Genomic DNA, 19,811 nt, shown 5'->3' on the forward strand with positions numbered 1-19,811 from the left:
GTAAAAACTTCCAGCGCTAACCGTCGCGCATGCGTCTGCTGATGAACCGTCACCAGGCGGGCCTGATGGGACCATAGGGAGCGATCCGCCCCAATCGGTCGCGCAACGCGCGCACTTCACTCTCACCGAGTACGTCGACCCACGCCCGCACGGCCTCCGCGGCGGCTTCCTCCGCCGCCCGGGTACAGGCCCACCCCCGCTCGGTCAGCACCACGAGCCGGGCCCGCGCGTCCCCGGGATGCGGCCGCCGTTCGGCGTACCCCTTGCGGACGATCTCGTCGACGAGCTGGCTCGCGGCCTGCTTGGTCACCCCGAGGTGGGCGGCGAGTTCCGTGACCGTCGCCCCGTCCGGCGCGAGCCGTGTGAACGCGAAGCCCCAGGCGGGCCGTGCCTCGAAGCCCCGGGCGACGACCCCGTCGTTGATGCGCTGGGTCAGGTCGCCGGCGGCGGCGAGCAGAGCGGCGGACAGGGCGAGGGCTTCGGAGTTCTGCATCCAGGCATTGAAACACCCTTGACGAATTGGTCAAGCAGCTTGACCATAGAGCCATATAGTCAAGCTGCTTGACCATCTGTCGACCTGGAGGTCCCATGCCCGTCGTCCGCTCGTCCGAGGCCGTCACCCACGAGATCCACGGCGCCCGTTTCGTCTCGTACGCCACCCCCCTCACCGGCACCAAGGAGCTCTGCGCCTGGCGGGGCGAGATCCCCGCGGGGACGAAGGCGCCGGCTCACACCGTCAGCTGTGAGGAGATCTTCCACCTGCTCATCGGCGAACTCCTGGTCACCCTCGACGACACCACCCAGCGGATCACCGCGGGCGACACGGTGATCGTCACCGCCGGGGTCACCTTCGCCGTCGAGAACCCCACCGATCACACCGCCCTCACCTGGGTCACCACCTCCGTCGGTCTGGAGGCGACGCTGGCGGACGGCACCCGGATCACCCCGCCGTGGGCCAACTGACCCGGGGCCTGGCCTAGGCGGCCAGCGTCCCCGGCAGCACCGCCAGCGGTCCGAACCGCGCCCGGGCGCGGTCCGCGGCCTCCTCGACACGGCGGAGCTTCTCGTCGGTGGGGTCGAAGGTGAGCTGGTGGGAGGCCTGTTCGGCGGGGTCGAGGCCCTCGGCGCGCAGGGCCATGGAGCGGACCCGGGCGCGCTGGAGACCGAGCGCCTCGTACATGCCGTAGGCCGCCCGGGTGAGGGCCGCCGAGTGGGCCGTCGGTTCACCGAGGGTGCGGCTGCGGGTGGTCGCGGTGCGGTCGGCGTAGCGGACGGTGAGGGTCAGGGTGCGGCAGACCTTGTCGAGGGCGCGCAGCCGGGAGCCCAGTTCCTCGGCGGCGGAGAGCAGGGCGCGGCGGTGCCGGTCGGGGTCCAACTCATCGCGGTTGAAGGGGCGTTCGGTGGCGAGTGACCGGGAGACACCGTTCGGGACCACCCGGCCGCGGTCCACGCCGTTCGCCTTCTCGTGCAGTTCGCGGCCGGCTTTCGCGCCGACCAGGCGCTGGAGCGTGGACAGGGGTGCGGCGGCGACCCGGCCCAGGGTGTCGAGGCCGTACTCGCACAGGGTGCGGGCGGTGGCGGTGCCGACGCCGGGGAGCGCGGCGACGGGCCGGCCGGCGAGGAACTCCGCCGCCGCGCCCTCGGGCACCGAGCGGGTCACCCCGGGCCGGGCGTCCTTCAGCGCCATGCGGGCCAGCATCGGCCCGGGTCCGGCGCCGATCGCGCAGTCGACGCCGTGCAGGGCGAGGGCGCGGACCCGGATCACCGAGGCCAGTTCGACGGCGTCCCGCTTGAAGTACCGTTCGGCACCACGTAGATCGACCAGGGCCCGGTCCGGCGGCAGCGCCTCGACGACCGGGGTGAACTCCTCCAGGAGGCCCAGCAGTTCGGGCAGGGCCGCCTCCCGCGTCGGCGGCAGTTGGAAACGTACGCAGAGGATGGTCATCCCGCACTCCCCGGACTCTGGTGCCACAACTTCCTTGTCTGTGAGGCCTCTTGACCCGCCGGTCGCAGATCGGCCCACGGATGCAGTTCGTATCCCGTCGGCATTTGGATTCGCCGGCCGCCGGTCGGATCGCCGGTCGCGTCCCCGGCCTTGTCCGGCACCGGCTCGGCCAGGCGTGCCGCCACCGCGTCGAGGCCCTCCCCGTCCCGCAGTTCGACCAGTTCGGCGAGGTTCCAGGCGGCCGCGCCCACCACGCTGAGGCTGCGCGGTCCGCGCCGCTGCACCACCCCGCGCACCAGCAGCAGCCAGGAGTGGAAGACGGTGTGCGCGCAGGTGTCGTGCGAGTCGTCGAAGAAGGCCAGGTCGACCAGGCCGGTGCCGTCGTCCAGGGTGGTGAAGATGACCCGCTTGCCGGACCGGATCGGCGGTGTCTGGGTGGCCGCCTTGGCCCCCGCGACCAGCACGGTCTCACCGTGCCGCGCCTCGCGCAGCCGTCGCGCGCCGACCACGCCCAACTCCTCGAGGAACTCCCGGTGGTCGTCCATCAGATTGCGCGAGACGTCCATCGACAGCACTCCCAGCTCGGCGCTGAGCTTCTCCACGGAGGACAGGTCGGGCAGCCCGACCGAGGCCGTCTTCCGCCCGCCGGACAGGGGGAGTTGGCCCCCGCGGCCGGCGCGGGCGCCCCGGTGCAGCTCGGTCAGGTGCAGTTGCAGATCACGCCGGTTGGCGCCGAAGGCGTCCAACGCGCCCACCTGGGCGAGCCGCCCGGCCACCGGACGGCTGGGCCGCCCCCGCTCCCAGAAGTCCAGCAGCGAGGAGTACGGCTGCCCCTGGGCGATCCGTTCCGCCTCGGCCTCGCTGATGCCGTGCACGTCGGAGAGGGCGAGCCGCAGGCCCCACACCGAAGGGTTATCAGACACCAGTTCGATCCTGTGTGCGACTCCCGACTCGTTCACGTCCAGGGGCAGGATCGGCACCCCGCGCCGCCGCGCGTCCGCCAGCAGCAGCCGCTTCGGGTACATCCCGGGGTCATGGGTGAGCAGCCCGGCGTAGAAGGCCGCCGGGTGGTGCGCCTTCAGCCACGCCGACTGGTACGTGGGTACGGCGAAGGCGACCGCGTGCGCCTTGCAGAAGCCGTACGACCCGAAGGCCTCGACGATCTCCCAGGTGCGCTGAATCGTTTCCGCGCTGTATCCGTTCGCCGCCGCGTGCTGGGCGAACCAGAACCGGATCCGGCCCTGCGCCTCCGGGTCGGACAGCCCGCGCCGCACCTGGTCCGCCTCGCCGCGCCCGCACCCGGTCATGATGTCGACGATGTCGATGATCTGCTCGTGGAAGACGACGACCCCGTACGTCTCCTTCAGCGGCCGCTCCAGGTCCCGGTGCGGATACCGGACGGGCGCCCGTCCGTGCCGTGCCTCGATGAACGGCCGCACCATGTCGGCGGCGACCGGACCGGGCCGGAAGAGCGAGATGTCCACGACGAGATCGTGGAAGGTGGCCGGCTGCAACCGCCCGACCAGGTCCCGCTGGCCCGGCGACTCGATCTGGAAGCACCCCAGCGTCTCGGTGGACCGGATGAGCCGGTACGTCTCCGGGTCGCCCGGCGGCACGGCGTCCAGGTCGACCCGCTCCCCCGTCGCCCGCTCCACCTCCGTGACCGCGTGCGCCATCGCCGACTGCATCCGCACGCCCAGCACATCGAGCTTGAGCAGCCCGAGGTCCTCGACGTCCTCCTTGTCGAACTGCGACATGGGCAGCCCCTCGCCGCTGGTCGGCACGACCGGGGTACGGCGGAGCAGGGACGCGTCGGAGAGCAGCACCCCGCACGGGTGCATGGCGATTCCGCGGGGCAGCGCGTCGAGCGCCTCGACCAGCTCCCACAGCCTGCCGTACCGCTGCTTCTCCTCCGCGAGCGCCTTGAGTTCGGGCAGCTCCTCCAGGGCCGCGCGGGCGTCCCGTGCCCGGATGTGCGGGAAGGACTTGGCGATGCGGTCGATGTCGGCGGGGTCCATGGACAGGGCCGCCCCCACGTCCCGGATCGCGTGCCGCACCCGGTACGTCTCCGGCATCGAGACGGTGGCGACCCGCTCGGTCCCGAACCGCCCGATGATCGCCCGGTAGACCTCGATGCGGCGCGCGGACTCCACGTCGATGTCGATGTCGGGCAGCGCGAGCCGCCGCTTGGACAGGAACCGCTCCATCAGCAGTCCGTGCTCGACGGGGTCGGCGTGGGCGATCCCCAGCAGGTGGTTGACCAGGGAACCGGCGCCGGAGCCGCGCGCGGCCACCCGGATGCCCATGTCCCGTACGTCGTCGACGACCTGAGAGACCGTCAGGAAGTAGGAGGCGAAGCCGTGGTGGGCGATGATGCCCAGTTCCTCGTGCATCCGCTCCCAGTAGGCGCGCCGGCCCGCGTATCCCTTCAGCACCATCCCGGCCGCCGCCCGGGAGGCCAGGGCCCGCTGGGCGCTGCGCCGGCCCGCGCCGACGAGGTGCGGTTCGGGGAAGTGGACGGTGCCGATCCCGAGGTCGTCCTCGGGGTCGACCAGGCACTCGGCGGCCGTCGCCCGCGTCTGCTCCAGCAGCCGGTTCGCGGTGTCGCGCCGGAAGCCCGCGGCCTCGACGATCCGCTCGGCGGCCGCCAGCATCGCGCCCGCGTCCTTGAGCCAGGCCTCGCCCGAGTCCAGTTCCCTGACGGCGCCGACGGGGACCAGGCGGCGGGCGGAGTCCAGGATGTCGGCGACCGGGCCCTGACCGGGGTCGGCGTACCGTACGGCGTTGCTGAGCACGGGCCGGACCCGCTGCTCGGCGGCGAATCCGACCGTACGGGCGGCCAGCCGCAGGGAGCCGGGTCCGGTGCCCTCGCGTCCGTGCCAGACGGCTTCCAGGCGCAGCGCGTCGCCGTAGGTCTCCCGCCAGGGCACGAGCAGCCGGGCGGCCCGGTCGGGGCGGCCGGCGCCGAGGGCGCGGCCGACATCGGAGTCGGGCCCGAGCAGCACGGTCAGCCCGTCCCCCCGGTTCTCGGCCCGGGGCACCAGGGGCGTGCCCCGCTCGTCCTTGTCGGCGTGCGCCGCCGTGACGAGCCGGCACAGGTCGGCCCAGCCGCGGGCGCCGTCCCGGGCGAGGAAGGTGACACGGGGAGCCGACTCGTCGACGAAGGCGCCTCCGCGCACGGGGGCGCGGCGCCGCTCCTGCCGTACCGGCTCGCCCTCCGCCACGGCCAGCTCCGCCCCGAACAGCGGACGCACTCCCGCCTTCGCGCAGGCCTTGGCGAACCGGACCGTGCCCGCGAGGGTGTCGCGGTCGGTGAGCGCGAGGGCGTCCATGCCCCGCTCGGAGGCGCGCTCGGCGAGGCGCTCCGGGTGCGAGGCGCCGTAGCGCAGGGAGAACCCGGAGACGGTGTGCAGATGAGTGAAGCCAGGCATCCGCACCTCCCGCTGTCGAACATCAGTTCCCTATCGCCTCACCTCCACCATAGACCAAAAACCGAACATGCGTACGATGGTGTTCGAGCCGCCTCCCACCTGCGGAAACGGCTATTCGGACCCGGATGTGTCGGTCTCGGTGGATTCCTCTCCGCGGGGCTCGGCCGTGCCGCCCTGCGGGGCCCCGGCGGCCGTCGCGCGCTGCGCGGTCTCCAGGGCGTGCAGCCGCCGTTTGATGTCCCGGAGCTCGGTCAGAAGGGTGTCGGGGCGGTTGATCCTGGTCACGGGGTGCTCCTCGGCTTCAGGGGGTGTCGGTGGCGGGGGTGACGGTGAGCTGGACCTGCTCCTCGCCCGCGTCGTTGCCCGGGGTGACCTCGATCCCGGTGATCCGTACGCCGAACCGGACGCCCTCCGGGAAGAACACGTCCTTGATGACGACGAGGGCGTCGTCGCCGACCTGGTAGGAGCCGAGGACCGGCTCCAGGTCGGCGCGCACGGTCAGCTCGGGCAGGACGACCGGGGCGCAGACGGCGGCGAGGGCCGAGCGGGCCTGGGAGCGCAGCAGCTCCGGGTCGGTGAGATGGACGTAGGAGACCTCGGTCTCGGTGAGCGGGCGCCCGGTGGCGGTGTCCTCGGCGACCGCGACGAGCTGGCTGGACTCGCCCTGCTCGCCGAGGGCGAAGACCCGGCTCGCGGTGGAGGCGCCGTCGGCCGGCCAGGTGTAGCCGATGAGGTTGGCGCCGTACTCCCACACGTGCGGGGTGCCCTGCTGGCCGAGGTGCGGGGTGCCCACGCGCAGTCTGCGCACGGGACGGCCGTCGCCGCCGTACGCCATGTCGAAGAGGAAGTCGGGGCCGTCCTCCAGGCTGGCCAGTTCCCGCAGCGCCTCCCCCGTGCTCTTGAGGTCGCTGCCGGGGTAGACCAGGGTGCGGGCGATGCCGGAGCGGGTGTCGGCCTCGGGGCGTACCCGGATGTCGCCGCCGGGATGGGCCTGGGCGATGGCGACGAGGTCGCGGGCGATGTCGGACTGGTCGCGGTCGGTGAAGGGAACCGAGACCGAGGCCAGGTCGGACACGGCCGGGTCGAAGGCGGCCGGCAGGACGCGGCGGTGGTCGAAGTAGGAGAGGAAACCGGCCGCCCCGAGCTCCAGATGCTGGTCGGCGGAGGTGTACTTGACGGTCCAGATCACCCCGCCCCAGACGAGGACGCCGTCCCGCTCGACGTAGAGGGCGGCGCGGCCCGGCTCGGTGAGTTCGCGGGGGCGGTGGACACCGATCCGCGGGTCCCCCAGCGGCAACCGGGCCCGGAACTCGCCCGCTTCGTTGAGCTCGGTGCTGAACGTGGCGTCGTACAAAGGCAGTTCATCGGTGATGGCACCGGTGGCGAGGTCGGCGGTGTAATAGGTGTAGCGGGTCGGACGACCGGTCACTGGCCCACCAGCCAGGTGGTGTTGACGTAGACCAACTGGTCGGCGGGCAGGGCGGAGGTCTGCGGGTAGAGGTTCACGTTGCCGTCGGTGTCGACGATGCCCTCCACGCCCGTCCGGGTGCCGCCGAGCACCGCGTACCAGTGGTGCCGTACCGCCGGGCGGAAGGCGGCCGGGAGGTTCATGACGACCGTGGGGTTGGCGGACTGGGCGACACCGGTGCGGATCGCACCGCGCAGATAGGCGACCGCGCCGACCCGGCGGACGGCCGGTGTCTCGTTGTTGTACACGGTCCAGTTGGCGGACGGGGTGAGCGTGGTCCAGCCGGTGTCGTTGTTGACCGCCCGCCAGCCTGTCGAACTGTCGTACCACTCCAGGTGGTTGGTGTCCCAGCGGTGGATGTACATGCCCGAGTAGGGGTACGTGGGCCGGCCGCCCTCGCCCCAGACCCGCAGGATGCCGCCGGCCGCCGCGGTCCAGGGACGCAGGTCGTCGATGTCGGCGGCGCCGACCGAGGAGGCGTTCTTCGCCACCCTGATCCGGGCGAGCGGGATGAAGTCGCCGGTCACCGCGGGATCGCCGGGGGTGGCGGCGGCGGTCCCCTTCACGAGTTCCACGGTCATGCCGGTGCCGGCGTCGCCGTACTGCGCGTCGCGCTGCCGGGCGATCACGAGGTCGTTGCGCGGGTTGCTGGAGTCGGCGGGGTTCGTGCCGAGCACGTCGAGGGTCTTCTGCTGGCCGAGGGTGACGAGGTAGGCGCCGGTCGCGCTGGCCCGGGTCCCCTGGATCACCCCCTGGAACGGGGCGACGGTGACCTTGCCGGAGACGGTGGCGGTGGCCTGGACCCGGCCGGGGTCCCCGGTGGCCGGCCGGATGCCGCTGCGGGCCTGGACCGGGCTGGGCCCGGGCGCGGCGAACACGCCCGTGGCCAGTCGGGCGTCCTCGGCGTCGACGACTCCGCCGGAGATCCAGCCGGAGTCGCGTTCTGGGGTGGGCGTGCTCATGGGGATGCCTCTTCCGGTCGGGGCGTCACGGGACGGGGAACGCGATCACACGCAGGCCGGTGTAGTGCGCTGCGGACGAGCCCACGCCGGCGGTACCGGTGGTCATGCCACCGCCCCGGGCGACGTACTGGGTCAGTACCAGCGGTGTCGCGGCGGGCAGCAGGTAATGCCCCTGGGCGACGCTGGTGGTGATCCTGCTGGGGCCGCCGTGGAAGCAGGCGAGGGACACGGCCGTCCCGTCCTGCTTGCGCACCACGTGGTCCCACCGCTCGTCGGCACCCGAGGTCACCGCGTACAACTGCCCGGTGATCAGCAGCATGCGGGGGTACGGCGCCGCGGGCACGGTGACCTGGTTGAAGGTGTACCCGGTGGCTCCCGCCGAGCCGCTGGTCAGCGGCCAGCCCGGGTCGGCCGGGCCGAAGAACTCCACCGCCCCCGTGACCGCGGGGCGCCAGGCCGTGCCGGTGCGCACCAGATCGAGGCCGCTCTCCAGGTCGTACAGCCGCTGGCCCGAGTAGCCGTCGGCGGGGAGCGACTCGTAGGACTGCAACGGCAGCACTCCGCCCGCGGCCACGGTGAACACCCGCAGATCCTTGATGTCCGCCTGGGTGACGGAGCCCGCGTTCGCCCGCACGGTGATCTGGGCGAGGGGCAGGACGTCGCCGGTGACCGTGGGCGCGACCGGCGTCACCGCGGCCTTCCCGGCGATCACCCGGACGAGCATGCCGTCGCTCTCGTCGCCGTACTGCCGGTCGGTCTGCTGGGCCACGACGAGGGCGATGCGCGGGTTGGACGAGTCGGCCGGGGCCGCGGTCAGCACGTCGAGGGTCTTCTGCTGGGCGAGCGTGATCAGGTACGCGCCCGCGGCGGTGGTACGGGTGCCCTGGACGACCCCCTGGAAGGGGCGGACCGTGACATTGCGCGAGGGGGTGGAGGTCGCCTCGACGTTGCCCGGGCTGCCGGGGCCCGGCCGGATGCCGGTGCGGGCCGCGATCGGGTTGCCGGGGTCGGCCGCCGCCGAGGCGAGCACACCGGTGGCGAGCCGGGCGTCCTCGGCGTCGACGACGCTGCCGGAGAGCCATCCGGAGTCGCGCTCGAAGTCAGCCATGCGGGTGCGTTCCTTCTGTCTGGGGAGCTGTCGGGGCCGGTCAGAGCCAGGCGTCCCGCCACTCCGCGGTCAGCCGGGCGGCCGGGGCGTAGTCGCGGGCGCGGAAGAGCACGGGCGTCGCGCCCGGCCGGAGCGGGAACCAGTCCGAGCCGGGCCGCAGCGTGGCGCGGCGGGAGGCCGTGCCCTGGAGGAGGACCGAGCGCGCGTCGGTGTCGACGAGCAGGAACTCGCCTTCCTGGAGGGTGAGTTCGAAGGCGAGTTCCTCGCCGGTCTCGGTGTTGCTGATCACCGGCTGCACACACGGGCCGACGATCCGCCAGACCGGCCAGGTCGGGACGGTGCCCTTGTTCTCCAGGAGCAGCCGGCCGCCCGAGGAGCCGCTGCCGAAGTCCAGGGGGAAGGAGAGCGGGAAGGCGACACCGCCGCTGGAGGAGGGCAGCGGACAGGTGCTGCTGTTGAGTCCGTACGAGTACCGCAGCGGGTCCGGCGCGGTCATGGTCAGGGAGAACTCGAAGGCACCGGACTTGCGGTCGACGATCTTCGTCTCGGCGGTGAGCCGGACCAACGCCCGCCGCACGCGGTGCGGTTCGGTGACGACGAGCGGCGACAGCGTGCTGCCGTCGGCGAGCACGGCGGCCAGCCGGTCCTTGGCCTCCTCCCGTACGGCGCGTTCGGGGGCGATGGCCATGCCCTCCAGGGTGACCACGCGAGGTCCCCGGTAGGAGGGGGCGTCGAACGCGCCGTGCCGTTCGGGGCGGTCGGTCAGGGTGAGCCGGACGGGCGGGGTGGCGGCCCAGCCCTGCTCGCTGGTGACCCACCACTCGACACCGTCGTCGTCGACGGTGTTCCCGGCCCAGCCGTCCACCTCGAACACCGGCTGCTGGAGCTGGCGCCCGCTCATCGCTTGGCCGCCCAGGCGAGTTCGCGGGCGGTGATCCGGCCGATCTCGTACTCGGACTGGCCGGGGCGGGGGTGGACGTTGACGGTGACGGGGGCGGTGGCCGCCGCCGCTGCCGTACGGCCTCCCGAGCGGGCGGCGGTGCCGGTGAGGCCGTAGCCGGGCCCGATCACCCCGCGCGCGGTGGCACTGGCGAGCCGGCCGGCGGCTCCGGCCACCCTGGTCCCGGCGCCCTCCATGCCGAGGGCGAGTCCTTCGCCGACGTCACCGCCGAAGCCCATCATCACCTTGGACGGGGACGAGATGCCCAGGATGCTGCGGATGGGTCCGGGAATGGTGTTGACGATGAAGTTCTTCACGGTGTTGAGCAGGGCGGATGCCGAGTTCTTGATGCCGTTGATGAGCCCCATGACGATGTCGCCGCCCAAGTGCAGGAGCTTGTCGGGGAGTTCGGCGAAGAACCCCCAGATCTTCCCGGGTACGCCCCGCAGGAAATCCACCACGGCGTTCCACTTGTCGACGATCCAGTCCCGCACCGACCCGACCGCTTCCTTGATCCGGTCCCAGTGCTTGACGATCGCGAGCACGGCGATGCCCACGGGGCCGGTGAGGATGGCGACGAGCAACGGCCAGTTGGCCTTGAGCCAGTTGACGACGTTCTTGCCCGCGTCGATCAGCCAGTTGATGGCGACCGACGCCCCCTTCATGACCGTCCCCACCACCTGCCCGATGATTTTGAACGCCGCCTGCATGACGGCCTGCACGGTCTTCGACTGCATCGCCATGTCGATGAGCTTGGTGATGAGCGGCATGATCAGGGCGAGGATGGCGCCGAGGATGTTGGCCTTCATGGCGGTGTTGAGGCCGCGCTGGGCGGTGGTGGCGGTGCGCAGTCCCTGACTGAACCGGGAGAAGAGCCCGCCGCCCGACGCGGCGTTCCGCCCGGCCCGCTGCACATCGGTGGACGCCCGGGCGGCGGCGGTCCGCACCTGGTTGAGCCCGGCGCTCGCCTGGGTGGCGGAGGTCCGCAGCCGGCCGGTGGCGGTACTGGCCTGGGTGGCCGCACTCTTGAGCCGGTCAACCGAACTGCTGGCCCCGGTCGCAGCGGTGCGCAGGCGGCTTCCGGCCGCGGTCGTCTGGGTCATCGCGGTCCGGAAGCGGGTGAGCGCGCTCGTTGCCTGAACCAGTGCGGTTCTCATGGTCGACTCCTGTGGGGCGGGCGGGGCGGACAGCTCACTTCTTCAGCTCCCGTTCGATCTGGGCCATCTCCCGCGAAAGAGCGGCCGCTTCGGGAACTGCTCCCTTCACGACGCGAACGAAGTGCGCGATGGTCGCCCTGAGCTGCCTCTCCTGCTGGTGCAACTGGCGGAGGTTCGGGTCCGGGGTGTTGCGCCTGACCGAGGGGATGTCGTCACGCGGGTTCTTCTTCCTGCCCCTCAGATCCTTGATCTGGTTCTGGGCCCACGTGTGGTTCTCAGTGACGTCCTTGCGCAGCTCACTGAGACTCTTCGGCTTGTCCAGCCTGCCTTCCAACGTGGTCAGCCGGTTCTTCACCCTGGTGATCTCCTCCTTGGCCTTGTTGGCCTCGGCCAGGAGGTTCTCGGGTTTCTGGTCCCTGGCTTCCTTCCGCTTCTCCTCCGAGCGGAACCTGTTCAGGAACCACTCGTCGTACTTGTCCTGGAGCCCGAACAACTTGACGGGATCGAAGAAATTGAACTCGGCCTTCATCGCGTTGGCCGCGATGTTGGCCACCATCCCCTCCACCTTTCCCGACCCGAGGGCCAGCGCCACCTTTTCCTCCGTGGTGACCTCGATGAACTTCAGCAGGATGGGTTTCGACGCCGCCTTCTCCAGGTCACTGATCCGCTGCTGCAACTGCTCGACCGGACTGGGCAATGAAGGAGGGTGGGACATCAATGGCCTTCTCTCGTCCAAGGTGTCTCAGGGGGAACCGAAGAACGCCACGATCTCGGCAGGGCTCGCCGATCGTTCCTCTCCGGTGACCGACAGACCGGCCGTCGTACCGTCCGGCGTCGCAGCGAGTCGGCCCGGGCCGCCACCCGGTCGCGGCACCGCCTCCGGATACTCCGCCGGTTCCGTGTCCTCGTCGCGGTTGACCGTCGCGAACATCCAGTTGGCCACGGCGAGATGGTCGACGACCGCGGCCAGCAGATGGTCCGTGACCGTCCAGTCCGCCTGTTCGCCGTGGACCGCCCGGGCGAAGGACGAGTCCGCGGGAAGGTGTTCCACGAGGACCCGCAGCCGGCGGGAGGAGAGCCGGCCCCGGTGCCAGTCGAGCAGGTCGACCCCGTAATGGCGGAGCAGATCCGCCTCCAGAGCCTCGGCGTGCTCGTCGACCAGCGCGCCGAGGCTCAGCCTTCCCCCAACGACATGCCGGTGTCGTTGCCGTACGCCTCCAGGATCGCGGAGACGTCCTGGACACTGGTGTCGTACTTGCAGAAGCGCTCGAACTGCTCCGCGCCGAGCAGCAGCGCCAGCAACCCGTCGATGTCGTTGTCGTCCAGCGCGGCGATCTGCTTGGCGATGCTGCGCGGGAACTCGGTGGGCAGCCGGAACACATCCCCGTCCACCTCGAACTCCCAGTTCTTTCCGACTGCTTCGAGGCGCTGGGCACGGGCGGCGTTGACGTTGAAGGGGGCCATGTCGGTGGAGCTCCTTGCTGCGAGAGAGGACGAAGGGATCAGGCCGCGCTGAAGCTCGGGTCCTTCATCAGGAAGGTCGCCAGCGGAGCACCGTCCACCGTGGCCAGCGCGGTGAAGGTGACGCCGAGCTTCACGGGCGCGGTACGGACGAGCGCGACCTCCTCCGTCTCGGTCACCTGACCGCGGGCGACGATCATGCGGTACTTGACCTCGTCCCCGTCGGTGAACTCCAGCCCGAGCATCCGCTCGTCGAACCTCGGCTCGGCCGCCAGCTCGTACTTGTAGAGGCCGGACCCGGTCGCCGTCTCCTTCACCTGCCCGCCGCCGAAGAAGAACGGCAGGGTGTCCTCGTTGAGCTGGAGGAGCTGGAACTTGAAGCTGAGGTCGCGGTCGGAGTAGACGAACCTCGCCGAGCTGACGCTCTGCCAGGTGTCCACCGGGTCCAGCTTGTCCTTCTTGGAGATCTTGACCCCGTCGGTGGTGGTGTAGCCGAGGTCCTTCCACCCGGCACCCCACGCCGCGGCGGTGTCGGCGGGCGGTGCGGTGGCGAGCGGGGCGATGAGCACACGGCCACTGCCCGCGACCCGGATCTCCTTGGCGTTCGTTCCGGCCATCACTGCTCCTTGCTGGGAGATGGACATGACGTGCTGAGGTGGGGAGTACGGCGAAGTCACGCCGGGAGTACGGCCGTTCAGGCCGGGCGGACCACCAGGCGGGTGGTCGAGACGTAGCGGTTGGCACTGCCGTGCCGGTAGTCGGGCAGCCAGCGCGGCCCGTCCTCCTCGACGACGTCCACGACGGTCGCCCCGCCGTGGCGCACCCCCCGGAGCTGGAGCATCAGGGAACGCGCGACGAGGGAGACGGTGTGGGCGGCCGCCTTGGAGGGGCCGTACACCTCCAGGTCGACCAGCGGGTTGTCGAGCCGGGGATCCTCCGCCCAGGCACCGCCCATCCGGGAGACCAGTACGGCACGCTGCGAACCGTCGAACCCCGAGGGCGGCTCCACGTCGACGACGACACCCGCCAGCTCGCTGCGGTCCTTGAGCAGGTCGACGACCAACTGCTCGACGTCCGGAAAGGTGACGTACGGCTCACTCATCGGAGTCTGCGGAGTCTTCGGCGTCGTCGCTGCCCTCCGCGGGCCGCGCGATGACACCGAGCAGTTCCCGCGCGGTCGGGTCGTCGACGTCCACGACGTCACCGGGCTCGTGCCCGTCCCACCAATAGGTCAACTGGATCTTCTGCACAGCGTTTCCCCCGAAACGATTGCCTGTGAGGACCTGACGAGTGATCAACTTCCATTGGTCAAGCGGAAGTTGAAGCCCCAGGAACCGCAAATGTAACGGCCGCCCCAAGCACGACGTGAGCAACTTGAGGTCTCGAACGGATAACGATGACGGACAGCGGCGGCGGGAAAACGCGGAAGTCCCGCCCCCACACAGGGGACGGGACTCCACGCACCACCGGACCGCACCGCCGGACCGCACGACCGGCCCACCGAACGATCAGCCGATCGACGCACCCGTCGCCGACAGCGCCTCCGTCACCGGCTGGAAGAACGTCTCCCCGCCGGAGGTGCAGTCACCGCTGCCACCGGACGTCAGCCCGATCGCGCTGCTCCCCGAGAACAGCGAGCCGCCGCTGTCCCCCGGCTCCGCGCACACATCGGTCTGGATCAGCCCGTTCACGATGTCGCCGTTGCCGTAGTTCACCGTCGCGTCCAGCCCGGTGACCCTCCCGGAGTGCACCTGGGTCGTGGACCCGCTCCGCGTCACCGACTGGCCGACGGTCGCCGCCGCGGCCCCCGTGATCGCCTGCGCGGACCCGTTGTAGAGGTCCACCTCGCTGGGGTGGGCGACATCGGCCGTGTACTTCACCAACCCGTAGTCGTTGTCCGGGAAGCTCGACACCTCGTTGGTGCCGATCTGCTTGCCGCCGGCGTCCGACCACGTCGAGATCGCCTCGGTGCAGTGCCCGGCGGTGAGGAAGTACGGCTCCCCGCCCTTGACCACGTTGAAGCCGAGCGAGCACCGCCCGCCGGACCCGTTGATCGCGTCGCCGCCCGCGATGAAGGGCTTGAACTCCCCCTTCGTGCGCTGGAGTTCGGCCACCTGGCCCAGTCCGTCGACCACCTCGGTGAGCTTGGCCCACTCGGCGGCGGAGACCGTGCGGTCGGCGGTGACGACGACCTTGTTGGTGGTGGGGTCGGTCACCCAGGACGTGCCCGGGACGGTCGCGTCCTCGGCGAGTGTGGTGCGCGCGCTCCTCAGCTCGGCGAGTGAGTGGGAGACGACTCTGGCCGAGGCCCCGGCCGCCGTGACGGTCCGCGCCGCGTCCTCGTCGAGCACGTTCACCACAAGGCTCTTGGTCTTCGCGTCGTAGAACGTCCCCGCCGCGTCCGCGCCGAGTTCCGTCCCGAGCGTCGAGGCGAGCTTTCCGGCCGCGAGGGCCGAGAGGGTCCTCACTTCCGGCGCGGTCGGCGTCTCGCTGGCGTTCGCAGTCTGCAAGGTGACTCCCGCGGCGACCAGCGCGGTGACACCCGCGCCCGCCACGACGATCCGCCGCCTGGGTATGCGTCGGTGCTGCAACTCGCGTCCTCCTGTGGGGGGTCGGCCCCGGAGACTGTGGGGGTCTCGGGGGCCGGAAGGCTGGTTGACGAGCCCTCACTCTTCCGAACCCCGCGGGGAGCGCACAAGGGTGACTTCCGGACGCGCGTAGAACGCGGTTGCGCGCCCCCGGTATTTTGACGGTCCACGGTCACCACTGGCCGTTCACGCTGCAAACACTACGAGCGAGTAACACCTCATCAGCCTGTGAGGTCTAGTCCTGTCCTGAATTCGCCCCTGCGGAATCCCGATCCGGCCGGGGCTCAAGAGACGCACGTTGCTCCTGCACCGATTGCTCCACCGGCTGCGGCACCGGAGCGGCCGGCACCGGAGACTGCGGGACCGGCGTCGGAGATTGTGCGACCGGCGCCCCCACCCCCTGCTGCGCCTTCTCCAGGAACCGCAGCAGTTCGACGGGGAACGGCAGCACCAGCGTCGAGTTCTTTTCCGCCGCCACCGCCACCACCGTCTGCAGCAGCCGCAGTTGCAGCGCGGCGGGCTGCTCGGACATCTCCTTGGCCGCCTCGGCCAGCTTCTTCGACGCCTGGAGCTCCGCGTCCGCGTTGATGACCCGGGCCCGCCGCTCCCGGTCCGCCTCCGCCTGCCGGGCCATGGACCGCTTCATGGTCTCGGGCAGGGAGACGTCCTTGATCTCCACCCGGTCGATCGTGACGCCCCACTCCACCGCGGGACTGTCGATCATCAACTCCAGCCCCTGGTTGAGCTTTTCGCGGTTGGACAGCAGATCGTCCAGCTCGCTCTTGCCGATGATCGACCGCAGCGAGGTCTGCGCCATCTGCGCGACGGCGAACCGGTAGTCCTCGACCCGCACGACCGCCTCGGCCGGCGAGGTCACCTTGAAGTAGACGACGGCGTCCACCCGCACCGTGACGTTGTCCCGGGTGATGCCCTCCTGCCCGGGCACCGGCATGGTCACGATCTGCATGTTGACCTTCCGGAGCTTGTCGACGCCCGGGACGATCAGCGTGAACCCCGGCCCGCGCACCTCCGGCAGGAGCTTTCCGAGGCGGAAGACCACGCCCCGTTCGTACTGCTTGACGACCCGCGCGGCCGCCATCACGTACACCGCTCCGGCGGACACGAGCGTCACGCCCGCCGCCACCAGCTCCTCGACCATCGCGACCCCCAGGGTCCGAACCAGGCGCTCAAGGTGTGTACTTCGACGGTAACTCCGCTGTGTACACGAAGGGGAGACGGAGGACACAGGTGGCCCACGGCATCAGGACACGGGACGGCCGACGCCTGACCGTCGAGGAGTACGGCGACCCGGACGGCAGCCCGGTCGTCCTGCTGCACGACACCCCGGGCTGCCGCTTCGGCGTCGTACCCGAGGAAGTCGTGGCCGCGCACCCGCACATCCGGTTCGTCGCCTACGACCGCCCCGGCTACGGCGACTCGGACCGTCTGCCGGGCCGCCGCGTGGCCGACGCCGCCCGGGACGTGGCGGAACTGGCCGGCGCCCTCGGCCTCGGCCGCTTCTGCGTGCTCGGCCTCTCCGGCGGCGCCCCGCACGCCCTGGCCTGCGCAGCGCTGCTGCCCTCGCGGGTACGGCGGGCGGCGGCGCTGGCGTCACCCGCGCCTCCGAACGCGCGGGACCTGAGCTGGTTCGACGGCATGGCCGCGTCCCGGGTCGAGGAGTTCACCCGGGCGCTCACCGACCCGCTCGCCTTCGCCGAGCGCCGCGCCGCCCGGGCCGCCGACATCCGGCGCGATCCCGCACACCTGCTCGTCTCCCTGCGCGACGGGCTCACGGACTCCGACCGGCGGATCCTCTCCGTCCCGGCGGTCGGCGAGATGCTGCTGCGCACCTACCGGGAGGCGCTGCGCGGTTCGGCGTACGGCTGGCTCGACGACGACCTCGCCCTGCTCAGCGACTGGGGCTTCGACCCGGCGGCCGTCACCCGGCCGGTCCTGCTGTGGCACGGCGCCCGGGACACGCTCTCCCCCGTCGGCCACTTCACCTGGCTTGCGGCCCGCATCCCCCGGGTGCGGCCCGTCCTCCAGCGGGACACCGGGCACTTCGGCGCCCTGGAGGCCCTGCCCGCCGTACTGGACTGGCTCTGCGCGCCGGCGCAGCGGACCGCGCCATGACCACGACGAACCCCCGTACGGCGGATGCGTACGGGGGTTCGCCGGGTGCCGGTCGTGCTGCTGACCGTGTCCGGGTCTAGAAGACGCTGACGCCGTAGGCGCTCAGGGCCTCGGTGACCGGCTGGAAGAAGGTCGTGCCGCCGGAGGAGCAGTTGCCGCTGCCGCCGGAGGTCAGACCGTAGGCGATACCGCTGTTGGAGTAGAGCGGGCCGCCGGAGTCGCCGGGCTCGGCGCAGACCGTGGTCTGGATCATGCCGTAGACGACGTCGCCGCCGCCGTAGTTGACGGTGGCGTTCAGCGCGGTGACCCGACCGTTGTGGATGCCGGTGGTGGAACCGCGGCGGTAGACCGTGGTGCCCACGCTCGGGGTGGCGGCACTGGTGATGTCGACGCTTCCGACGGTGCCGGAGATCGACGAGGTCGGGTAGCTGGACGAGTACCGGACGAGCCCGTAGTCGTTGGTCGGGAAGCTGGAGCCCGCCGTCGAACCGAGCGTGGAGGTGTGCCCGGAGTTCGACCACCAGGTGCCCGCGCCGTCGGTGCAGTGACCGGCGGTCAGGAAGTAGTAGGTGCTGCCGCTGCGGACGTTGAAGCCGAGGGAGCAGCGCCAGCTACTCGCATAGATGGCGTCGCCGCCGGAGATCAGCTTGTTGAACTTGCCCGGGGTCCGCTTGATCGTGAGCGCGTCGGCGTTGCTGCCGGCCTGCTCCTTGATCTTGGCGATCTCGGCCTGCGAGACCGTGCTGTCGATGGTGACGACGACACGGTTGGTCTTGCTGTCGACGGCCCAGGCGGTGCCCGGGATGTCGGCCTTGAGGACCGAACTGCTGGCGCTCTTGAGTTCGGCGGTGCTGAACGGGGTGGCAGCGTTCGCGGTCGCGCTGGGGACCGCGATCGCGGCCGCGGCCACGAGGCCGGTGGTGCCGGCGATCAGCCGGGTCCGTCTCGTGATGCCGCTGCGGGGGTTGGTGCGCTTGATCCTCACGTTTCGTTCCCTCCAAGGGAAGTCGGGGGCCCGCGTGGGGTCGGGGCCCGTGAGGCGCAGTCAGCGGCCCGAGTGTCCGGTTTACGAACACGCCGTGCTCCTGACAAGCGCTGAGGGGGAGTATTCGGCCGAACGGACGGTCGGCGCAAGGGCGCCTTTCGGCCTTCAACCTTTGAAAGACCTTTGTGTTTCAGCGGGAACCACAACGCCCCCGGACACGTCCCGCTCCGTCGCCGCGACGGCGTCTTCCGGAGCCCCCCGTGGAGGCAGAAGGCCGCAGACGCCGTGGTCGGCGAGGGGACGTGGCGTCAACGGCGCCCGGTCGAGGCCGCCTTGGGTACGGCCGTCGGCGTCCGGCGCGCCCTGGTACGGAAACGGAATCCGCGGTTGTCGTCCTCGTGCGCCGGATCGCCGAAAACAGTCCCCCGGCGATTCCCCCGCGCGACGCCCGCGACGGCGGCGGGCGCCCGGGAGCGAGCGACCCGCGGGCATCCCCACGCGGCTCACGAGGCTCTGCCGTTCCCGGCTTCCCGCCGGGCGGGCCCGGCGAGGCCCAGGTGTTCGCGGAGCGTGCTGCCCGGATAGAAGGTGCGGAACAGTCCGCGGTGCTGGAGCACCGCCACCGTGCCGTTGACGAGCCGTTCCAGGTCGCGCGCCGGTTCGGCGGGCGTGAGGTGGAAGCCGTCGACGACACCCTCGCCGTGCCAGGTGGCGATCAGTTCCGCGAGGTCGACGGGGCCGCCCCGGTACAACGGCCCCCGCACGCTCTGGCGGGGACCGCCGCCGCCGTGCCCCGGCTCGGCCGCGTGCTCGCCGTCCCCGAGATCGACGAGGAGCGCGGCAAGGACCCGCGGTTCGTCGGGACGGCGCCCGAACTCCGCTGCCATACGGCGGAGTTGGTCCCGTACGGCGGTGGCCTGTGCGGCACTGGCGGCGCGCACGAGAGCCACGTCGGCGTACCGGGCGGCGGCCCTGCGGGCGGCCCCGTCGGTGGCGTCGACCACGTGGACCGGCCGGCCGTACGGAGATCCCGGCACGACCGTCGGCGGAGCCTTGACGGAGGAGGACGCGCCCCGGAAGCCGACGCGGTGCGGCCCGTCACGGTCACCGACGGCACCGACGGCACCGACGGCACCGACCGGCACATCCCCCGACCCGACCGTCCCCCGGGCGCCTTCCTCCGTCTCCTGCCACCGTGCGCCGTCCGGCCCCGCCGGCCCACGGCCTGGTGGACGCCCCCTCCCCTCGGCGGTCATGACATCGATCCACCAGCCGGCGCGGCCCCCGCTGATCCGGTCGAGGGCCGCGACGCCGGCATGGGCCTGGCACGGCTCGGTGTGCGGGGCCGGGACGGCGGCCACCAGGCCGATCCGGTCGGTGGCGGGCGCGACGCGGGACAGCACGGAGAGCGCGTCGAGGCCGGGCCCGGCGAACGTGTCGTCCAGGGTCACGAAGTCGAGCCCGCCGCGTTCGGCGAGCCGCGCCGCCTCGACACAGGAAGCCACGTCGTACGACGAGGGCCGGTCGAGGGCGGCGGCCAGGTGCACCAGCCCCCGGCCGAACGAGGAAGCCATGTGGAGAAGTCCTTTCGGGGAAGAGGGAATCCGGCCCGCCGCGCCAGGGAGCGACCCCG

21 protein-coding genes are annotated in these 19,811 nt (G+C 71.5%); 2 read left to right on the plus strand and 19 right to left on the minus strand.

All coding sequences use genetic code 11. From position 1 onward, the window contains the following. Positions 1-49 precede the first annotated feature (49 nt). Positions 50-493 carry a MarR family winged helix-turn-helix transcriptional regulator gene (locus ACZ66S_RS25470; RefSeq protein WP_469903818.1) on the minus strand — a complete coding sequence of 148 codons (444 nt, stop codon included), beginning with the start codon at positions 491-493 and terminating at the stop codon, positions 50-52. Positions 494-588: 95 nt separating this feature from the next. Between ACZ66S_RS25470 and ACZ66S_RS25475 the strand changes: the two genes are divergently transcribed. Next, positions 589-963 carry a cupin domain-containing protein gene (locus tag ACZ66S_RS25475; protein WP_469903819.1) on the plus strand — a complete coding sequence of 125 codons (375 nt, stop codon included), beginning with the start codon at positions 589-591 and terminating at the stop codon, positions 961-963. A 13-nt stretch (positions 964-976) separates the two neighbouring features. Here the strand turns inward: ACZ66S_RS25475 and ACZ66S_RS25480 are convergent, their stop codons facing one another. From ACZ66S_RS25480 to ACZ66S_RS25555, 16 genes are all read right to left on the minus strand, one after another. Further along, the gene (locus ACZ66S_RS25480; protein WP_469903820.1) at positions 977-1,945 is read right to left on the minus strand and encodes a DNA polymerase Y family protein; all 969 of its coding nucleotides are present in this window, start codon (positions 1,943-1,945) and stop codon (positions 977-979) included. After that, a complete protein-coding gene (locus ACZ66S_RS25485) occupies positions 1,942-5,376 on the minus strand; it encodes a DNA polymerase III subunit alpha (RefSeq protein ID WP_469903821.1) in 3,435 nt (1,144 codons plus the stop codon). The genes ACZ66S_RS25480 and ACZ66S_RS25485 overlap by 4 nt, the downstream gene beginning before the upstream one ends. A gap of 111 nt (positions 5,377-5,487) precedes the next feature. After that, complete coding sequence (locus tag ACZ66S_RS25490; RefSeq protein WP_469903822.1) at positions 5,488-5,661, minus strand: hypothetical protein; 174 nt, start codon at positions 5,659-5,661, stop codon at positions 5,488-5,490. A gap of 16 nt (positions 5,662-5,677) precedes the next feature. After that, entirely contained in the window at positions 5,678-6,805 is a 1,128-nt protein-coding gene (locus ACZ66S_RS25495) for a hypothetical protein (RefSeq protein WP_469903823.1), read from the minus strand. Then, positions 6,802-7,806, minus strand: coding sequence for a hypothetical protein (locus ACZ66S_RS25500; protein ID WP_469903824.1), 1,005 nt, complete (start codon positions 7,804-7,806; stop codon positions 6,802-6,804). The genes ACZ66S_RS25495 and ACZ66S_RS25500 overlap by 4 nt, the downstream gene beginning before the upstream one ends. A 25-nt stretch (positions 7,807-7,831) precedes the next feature. Next, on the minus strand, positions 7,832-8,914 hold the full coding sequence (locus ACZ66S_RS25505; RefSeq protein ID WP_469903825.1) for a hypothetical protein: 1,083 nt from the start codon (positions 8,912-8,914) through the stop codon (positions 7,832-7,834). Positions 8,915-8,954: 40 nt separating this feature from the next. After that, the gene (locus ACZ66S_RS25510) at positions 8,955-9,815 is read right to left on the minus strand and encodes a phage distal tail protein (RefSeq protein WP_469903826.1); all 861 of its coding nucleotides are present in this window, start codon (positions 9,813-9,815) and stop codon (positions 8,955-8,957) included. Beyond that, entirely contained in the window at positions 9,812-11,011 is a 1,200-nt protein-coding gene (locus tag ACZ66S_RS25515) for a phage tail protein (protein ID WP_469903827.1), read from the minus strand. The genes ACZ66S_RS25510 and ACZ66S_RS25515 overlap by 4 nt, the downstream gene beginning before the upstream one ends. Before the next feature lie 34 nt (positions 11,012-11,045). Continuing rightward, positions 11,046-11,687, minus strand: coding sequence for a hypothetical protein (locus ACZ66S_RS25520; protein WP_469903828.1), 642 nt, complete (start codon positions 11,685-11,687; stop codon positions 11,046-11,048). Positions 11,688-11,753: 66 nt separating this feature from the next. Beyond that, a complete protein-coding gene (locus ACZ66S_RS25525) occupies positions 11,754-12,062 on the minus strand; it encodes a hypothetical protein (protein WP_469903829.1) in 309 nt (102 codons plus the stop codon). A 122-nt stretch (positions 12,063-12,184) separates the two neighbouring features. After that, positions 12,185-12,475, minus strand: coding sequence for a hypothetical protein (locus tag ACZ66S_RS25530; RefSeq protein ID WP_020139388.1), 291 nt, complete (start codon positions 12,473-12,475; stop codon positions 12,185-12,187). A 38-nt stretch (positions 12,476-12,513) separates the two neighbouring features. Next, positions 12,514-13,089, minus strand: coding sequence for a phage tail tube protein (locus tag ACZ66S_RS25535; RefSeq protein WP_469903830.1), 576 nt, complete (start codon positions 13,087-13,089; stop codon positions 12,514-12,516). Between the two features lie 77 nt (positions 13,090-13,166). Continuing rightward, complete coding sequence (locus ACZ66S_RS25540) at positions 13,167-13,574, minus strand: hypothetical protein (RefSeq protein WP_469903831.1); 408 nt, start codon at positions 13,572-13,574, stop codon at positions 13,167-13,169. Further along, positions 13,567-13,722, minus strand: coding sequence for a hypothetical protein (locus ACZ66S_RS25545; RefSeq protein WP_469903832.1), 156 nt, complete (start codon positions 13,720-13,722; stop codon positions 13,567-13,569). Before ACZ66S_RS25545 ends, ACZ66S_RS25540 begins: the two co-directional genes overlap by 8 nt. A 258-nt stretch (positions 13,723-13,980) precedes the next feature. Continuing rightward, positions 13,981-15,063, minus strand: coding sequence for a S1 family peptidase (locus tag ACZ66S_RS25550; protein WP_469903833.1), 1,083 nt, complete (start codon positions 15,061-15,063; stop codon positions 13,981-13,983). A 232-nt stretch (positions 15,064-15,295) separates the two neighbouring features. Then, positions 15,296-16,219 (minus strand): slipin family protein, encoded by a 924-nt coding sequence (locus ACZ66S_RS25555; RefSeq protein WP_469903834.1) that lies wholly within the window; start codon positions 16,217-16,219, stop codon positions 15,296-15,298. An 89-nt stretch (positions 16,220-16,308) separates the two neighbouring features. Between ACZ66S_RS25555 and ACZ66S_RS25560 the strand changes: the two genes are divergently transcribed. Then, positions 16,309-17,193, plus strand: coding sequence for an alpha/beta fold hydrolase (locus ACZ66S_RS25560; RefSeq protein ID WP_469903835.1), 885 nt, complete (start codon positions 16,309-16,311; stop codon positions 17,191-17,193). Between the two features lie 76 nt (positions 17,194-17,269). Here the strand turns inward: ACZ66S_RS25560 and ACZ66S_RS25565 are convergent, their stop codons facing one another. After that, entirely contained in the window at positions 17,270-18,178 is a 909-nt protein-coding gene (locus ACZ66S_RS25565) for a S1 family peptidase (protein ID WP_469903836.1), read from the minus strand. A 503-nt stretch (positions 18,179-18,681) separates the two neighbouring features. Next, the gene (locus ACZ66S_RS25570) at positions 18,682-19,752 is read right to left on the minus strand and encodes an LLM class flavin-dependent oxidoreductase (RefSeq protein WP_469903837.1); all 1,071 of its coding nucleotides are present in this window, start codon (positions 19,750-19,752) and stop codon (positions 18,682-18,684) included. Positions 19,753-19,811 lie beyond the last annotated feature (59 nt).

Source organism: Streptomyces sp. NPDC107471, from assembly GCF_055582845.1.

Excerpts from the sequence above, each read along its gene's own strand:
- ACZ66S_RS25470 (WP_469903818.1), bottom strand. The coding sequence starts at position 493 with ATGCAGAACTCCGAAGCCCTCGCCCTGTCCGCCGCTCTGCTCGCCGCC.
- ACZ66S_RS25475 (WP_469903819.1), top strand. The coding sequence starts at position 589 with ATGCCCGTCGTCCGCTCGTCCGAGGCCGTCACCCACGAGATCCACGGC.
- ACZ66S_RS25480 (WP_469903820.1), bottom strand. The coding sequence starts at position 1,945 with ATGACCATCCTCTGCGTACGTTTCCAACTGCCGCCGACGCGGGAGGCG.
- ACZ66S_RS25485 (WP_469903821.1), bottom strand. The coding sequence starts at position 5,376 with ATGCCTGGCTTCACTCATCTGCACACCGTCTCCGGGTTCTCCCTGCGC.
- ACZ66S_RS25500 (WP_469903824.1), bottom strand. The coding sequence starts at position 7,806 with ATGAGCACGCCCACCCCAGAACGCGACTCCGGCTGGATCTCCGGCGGA.
- ACZ66S_RS25505 (WP_469903825.1), bottom strand. The coding sequence starts at position 8,914 with ATGGCTGACTTCGAGCGCGACTCCGGATGGCTCTCCGGCAGCGTCGTC.
- ACZ66S_RS25510 (WP_469903826.1), bottom strand. The coding sequence starts at position 9,815 with ATGAGCGGGCGCCAGCTCCAGCAGCCGGTGTTCGAGGTGGACGGCTGG.
- ACZ66S_RS25515 (WP_469903827.1), bottom strand. The coding sequence starts at position 11,011 with ATGAGAACCGCACTGGTTCAGGCAACGAGCGCGCTCACCCGCTTCCGG.
- ACZ66S_RS25530 (WP_020139388.1), bottom strand. The coding sequence starts at position 12,475 with ATGGCCCCCTTCAACGTCAACGCCGCCCGTGCCCAGCGCCTCGAAGCA.
- ACZ66S_RS25535 (WP_469903830.1), bottom strand. The coding sequence starts at position 13,089 with ATGGCCGGAACGAACGCCAAGGAGATCCGGGTCGCGGGCAGTGGCCGT.
- ACZ66S_RS25540 (WP_469903831.1), bottom strand. The coding sequence starts at position 13,574 with ATGAGTGAGCCGTACGTCACCTTTCCGGACGTCGAGCAGTTGGTCGTC.
- ACZ66S_RS25555 (WP_469903834.1), bottom strand. The coding sequence starts at position 16,219 with ATGGTCGAGGAGCTGGTGGCGGCGGGCGTGACGCTCGTGTCCGCCGGA.
- ACZ66S_RS25570 (WP_469903837.1), bottom strand. The coding sequence starts at position 19,752 with ATGGCTTCCTCGTTCGGCCGGGGGCTGGTGCACCTGGCCGCCGCCCTC.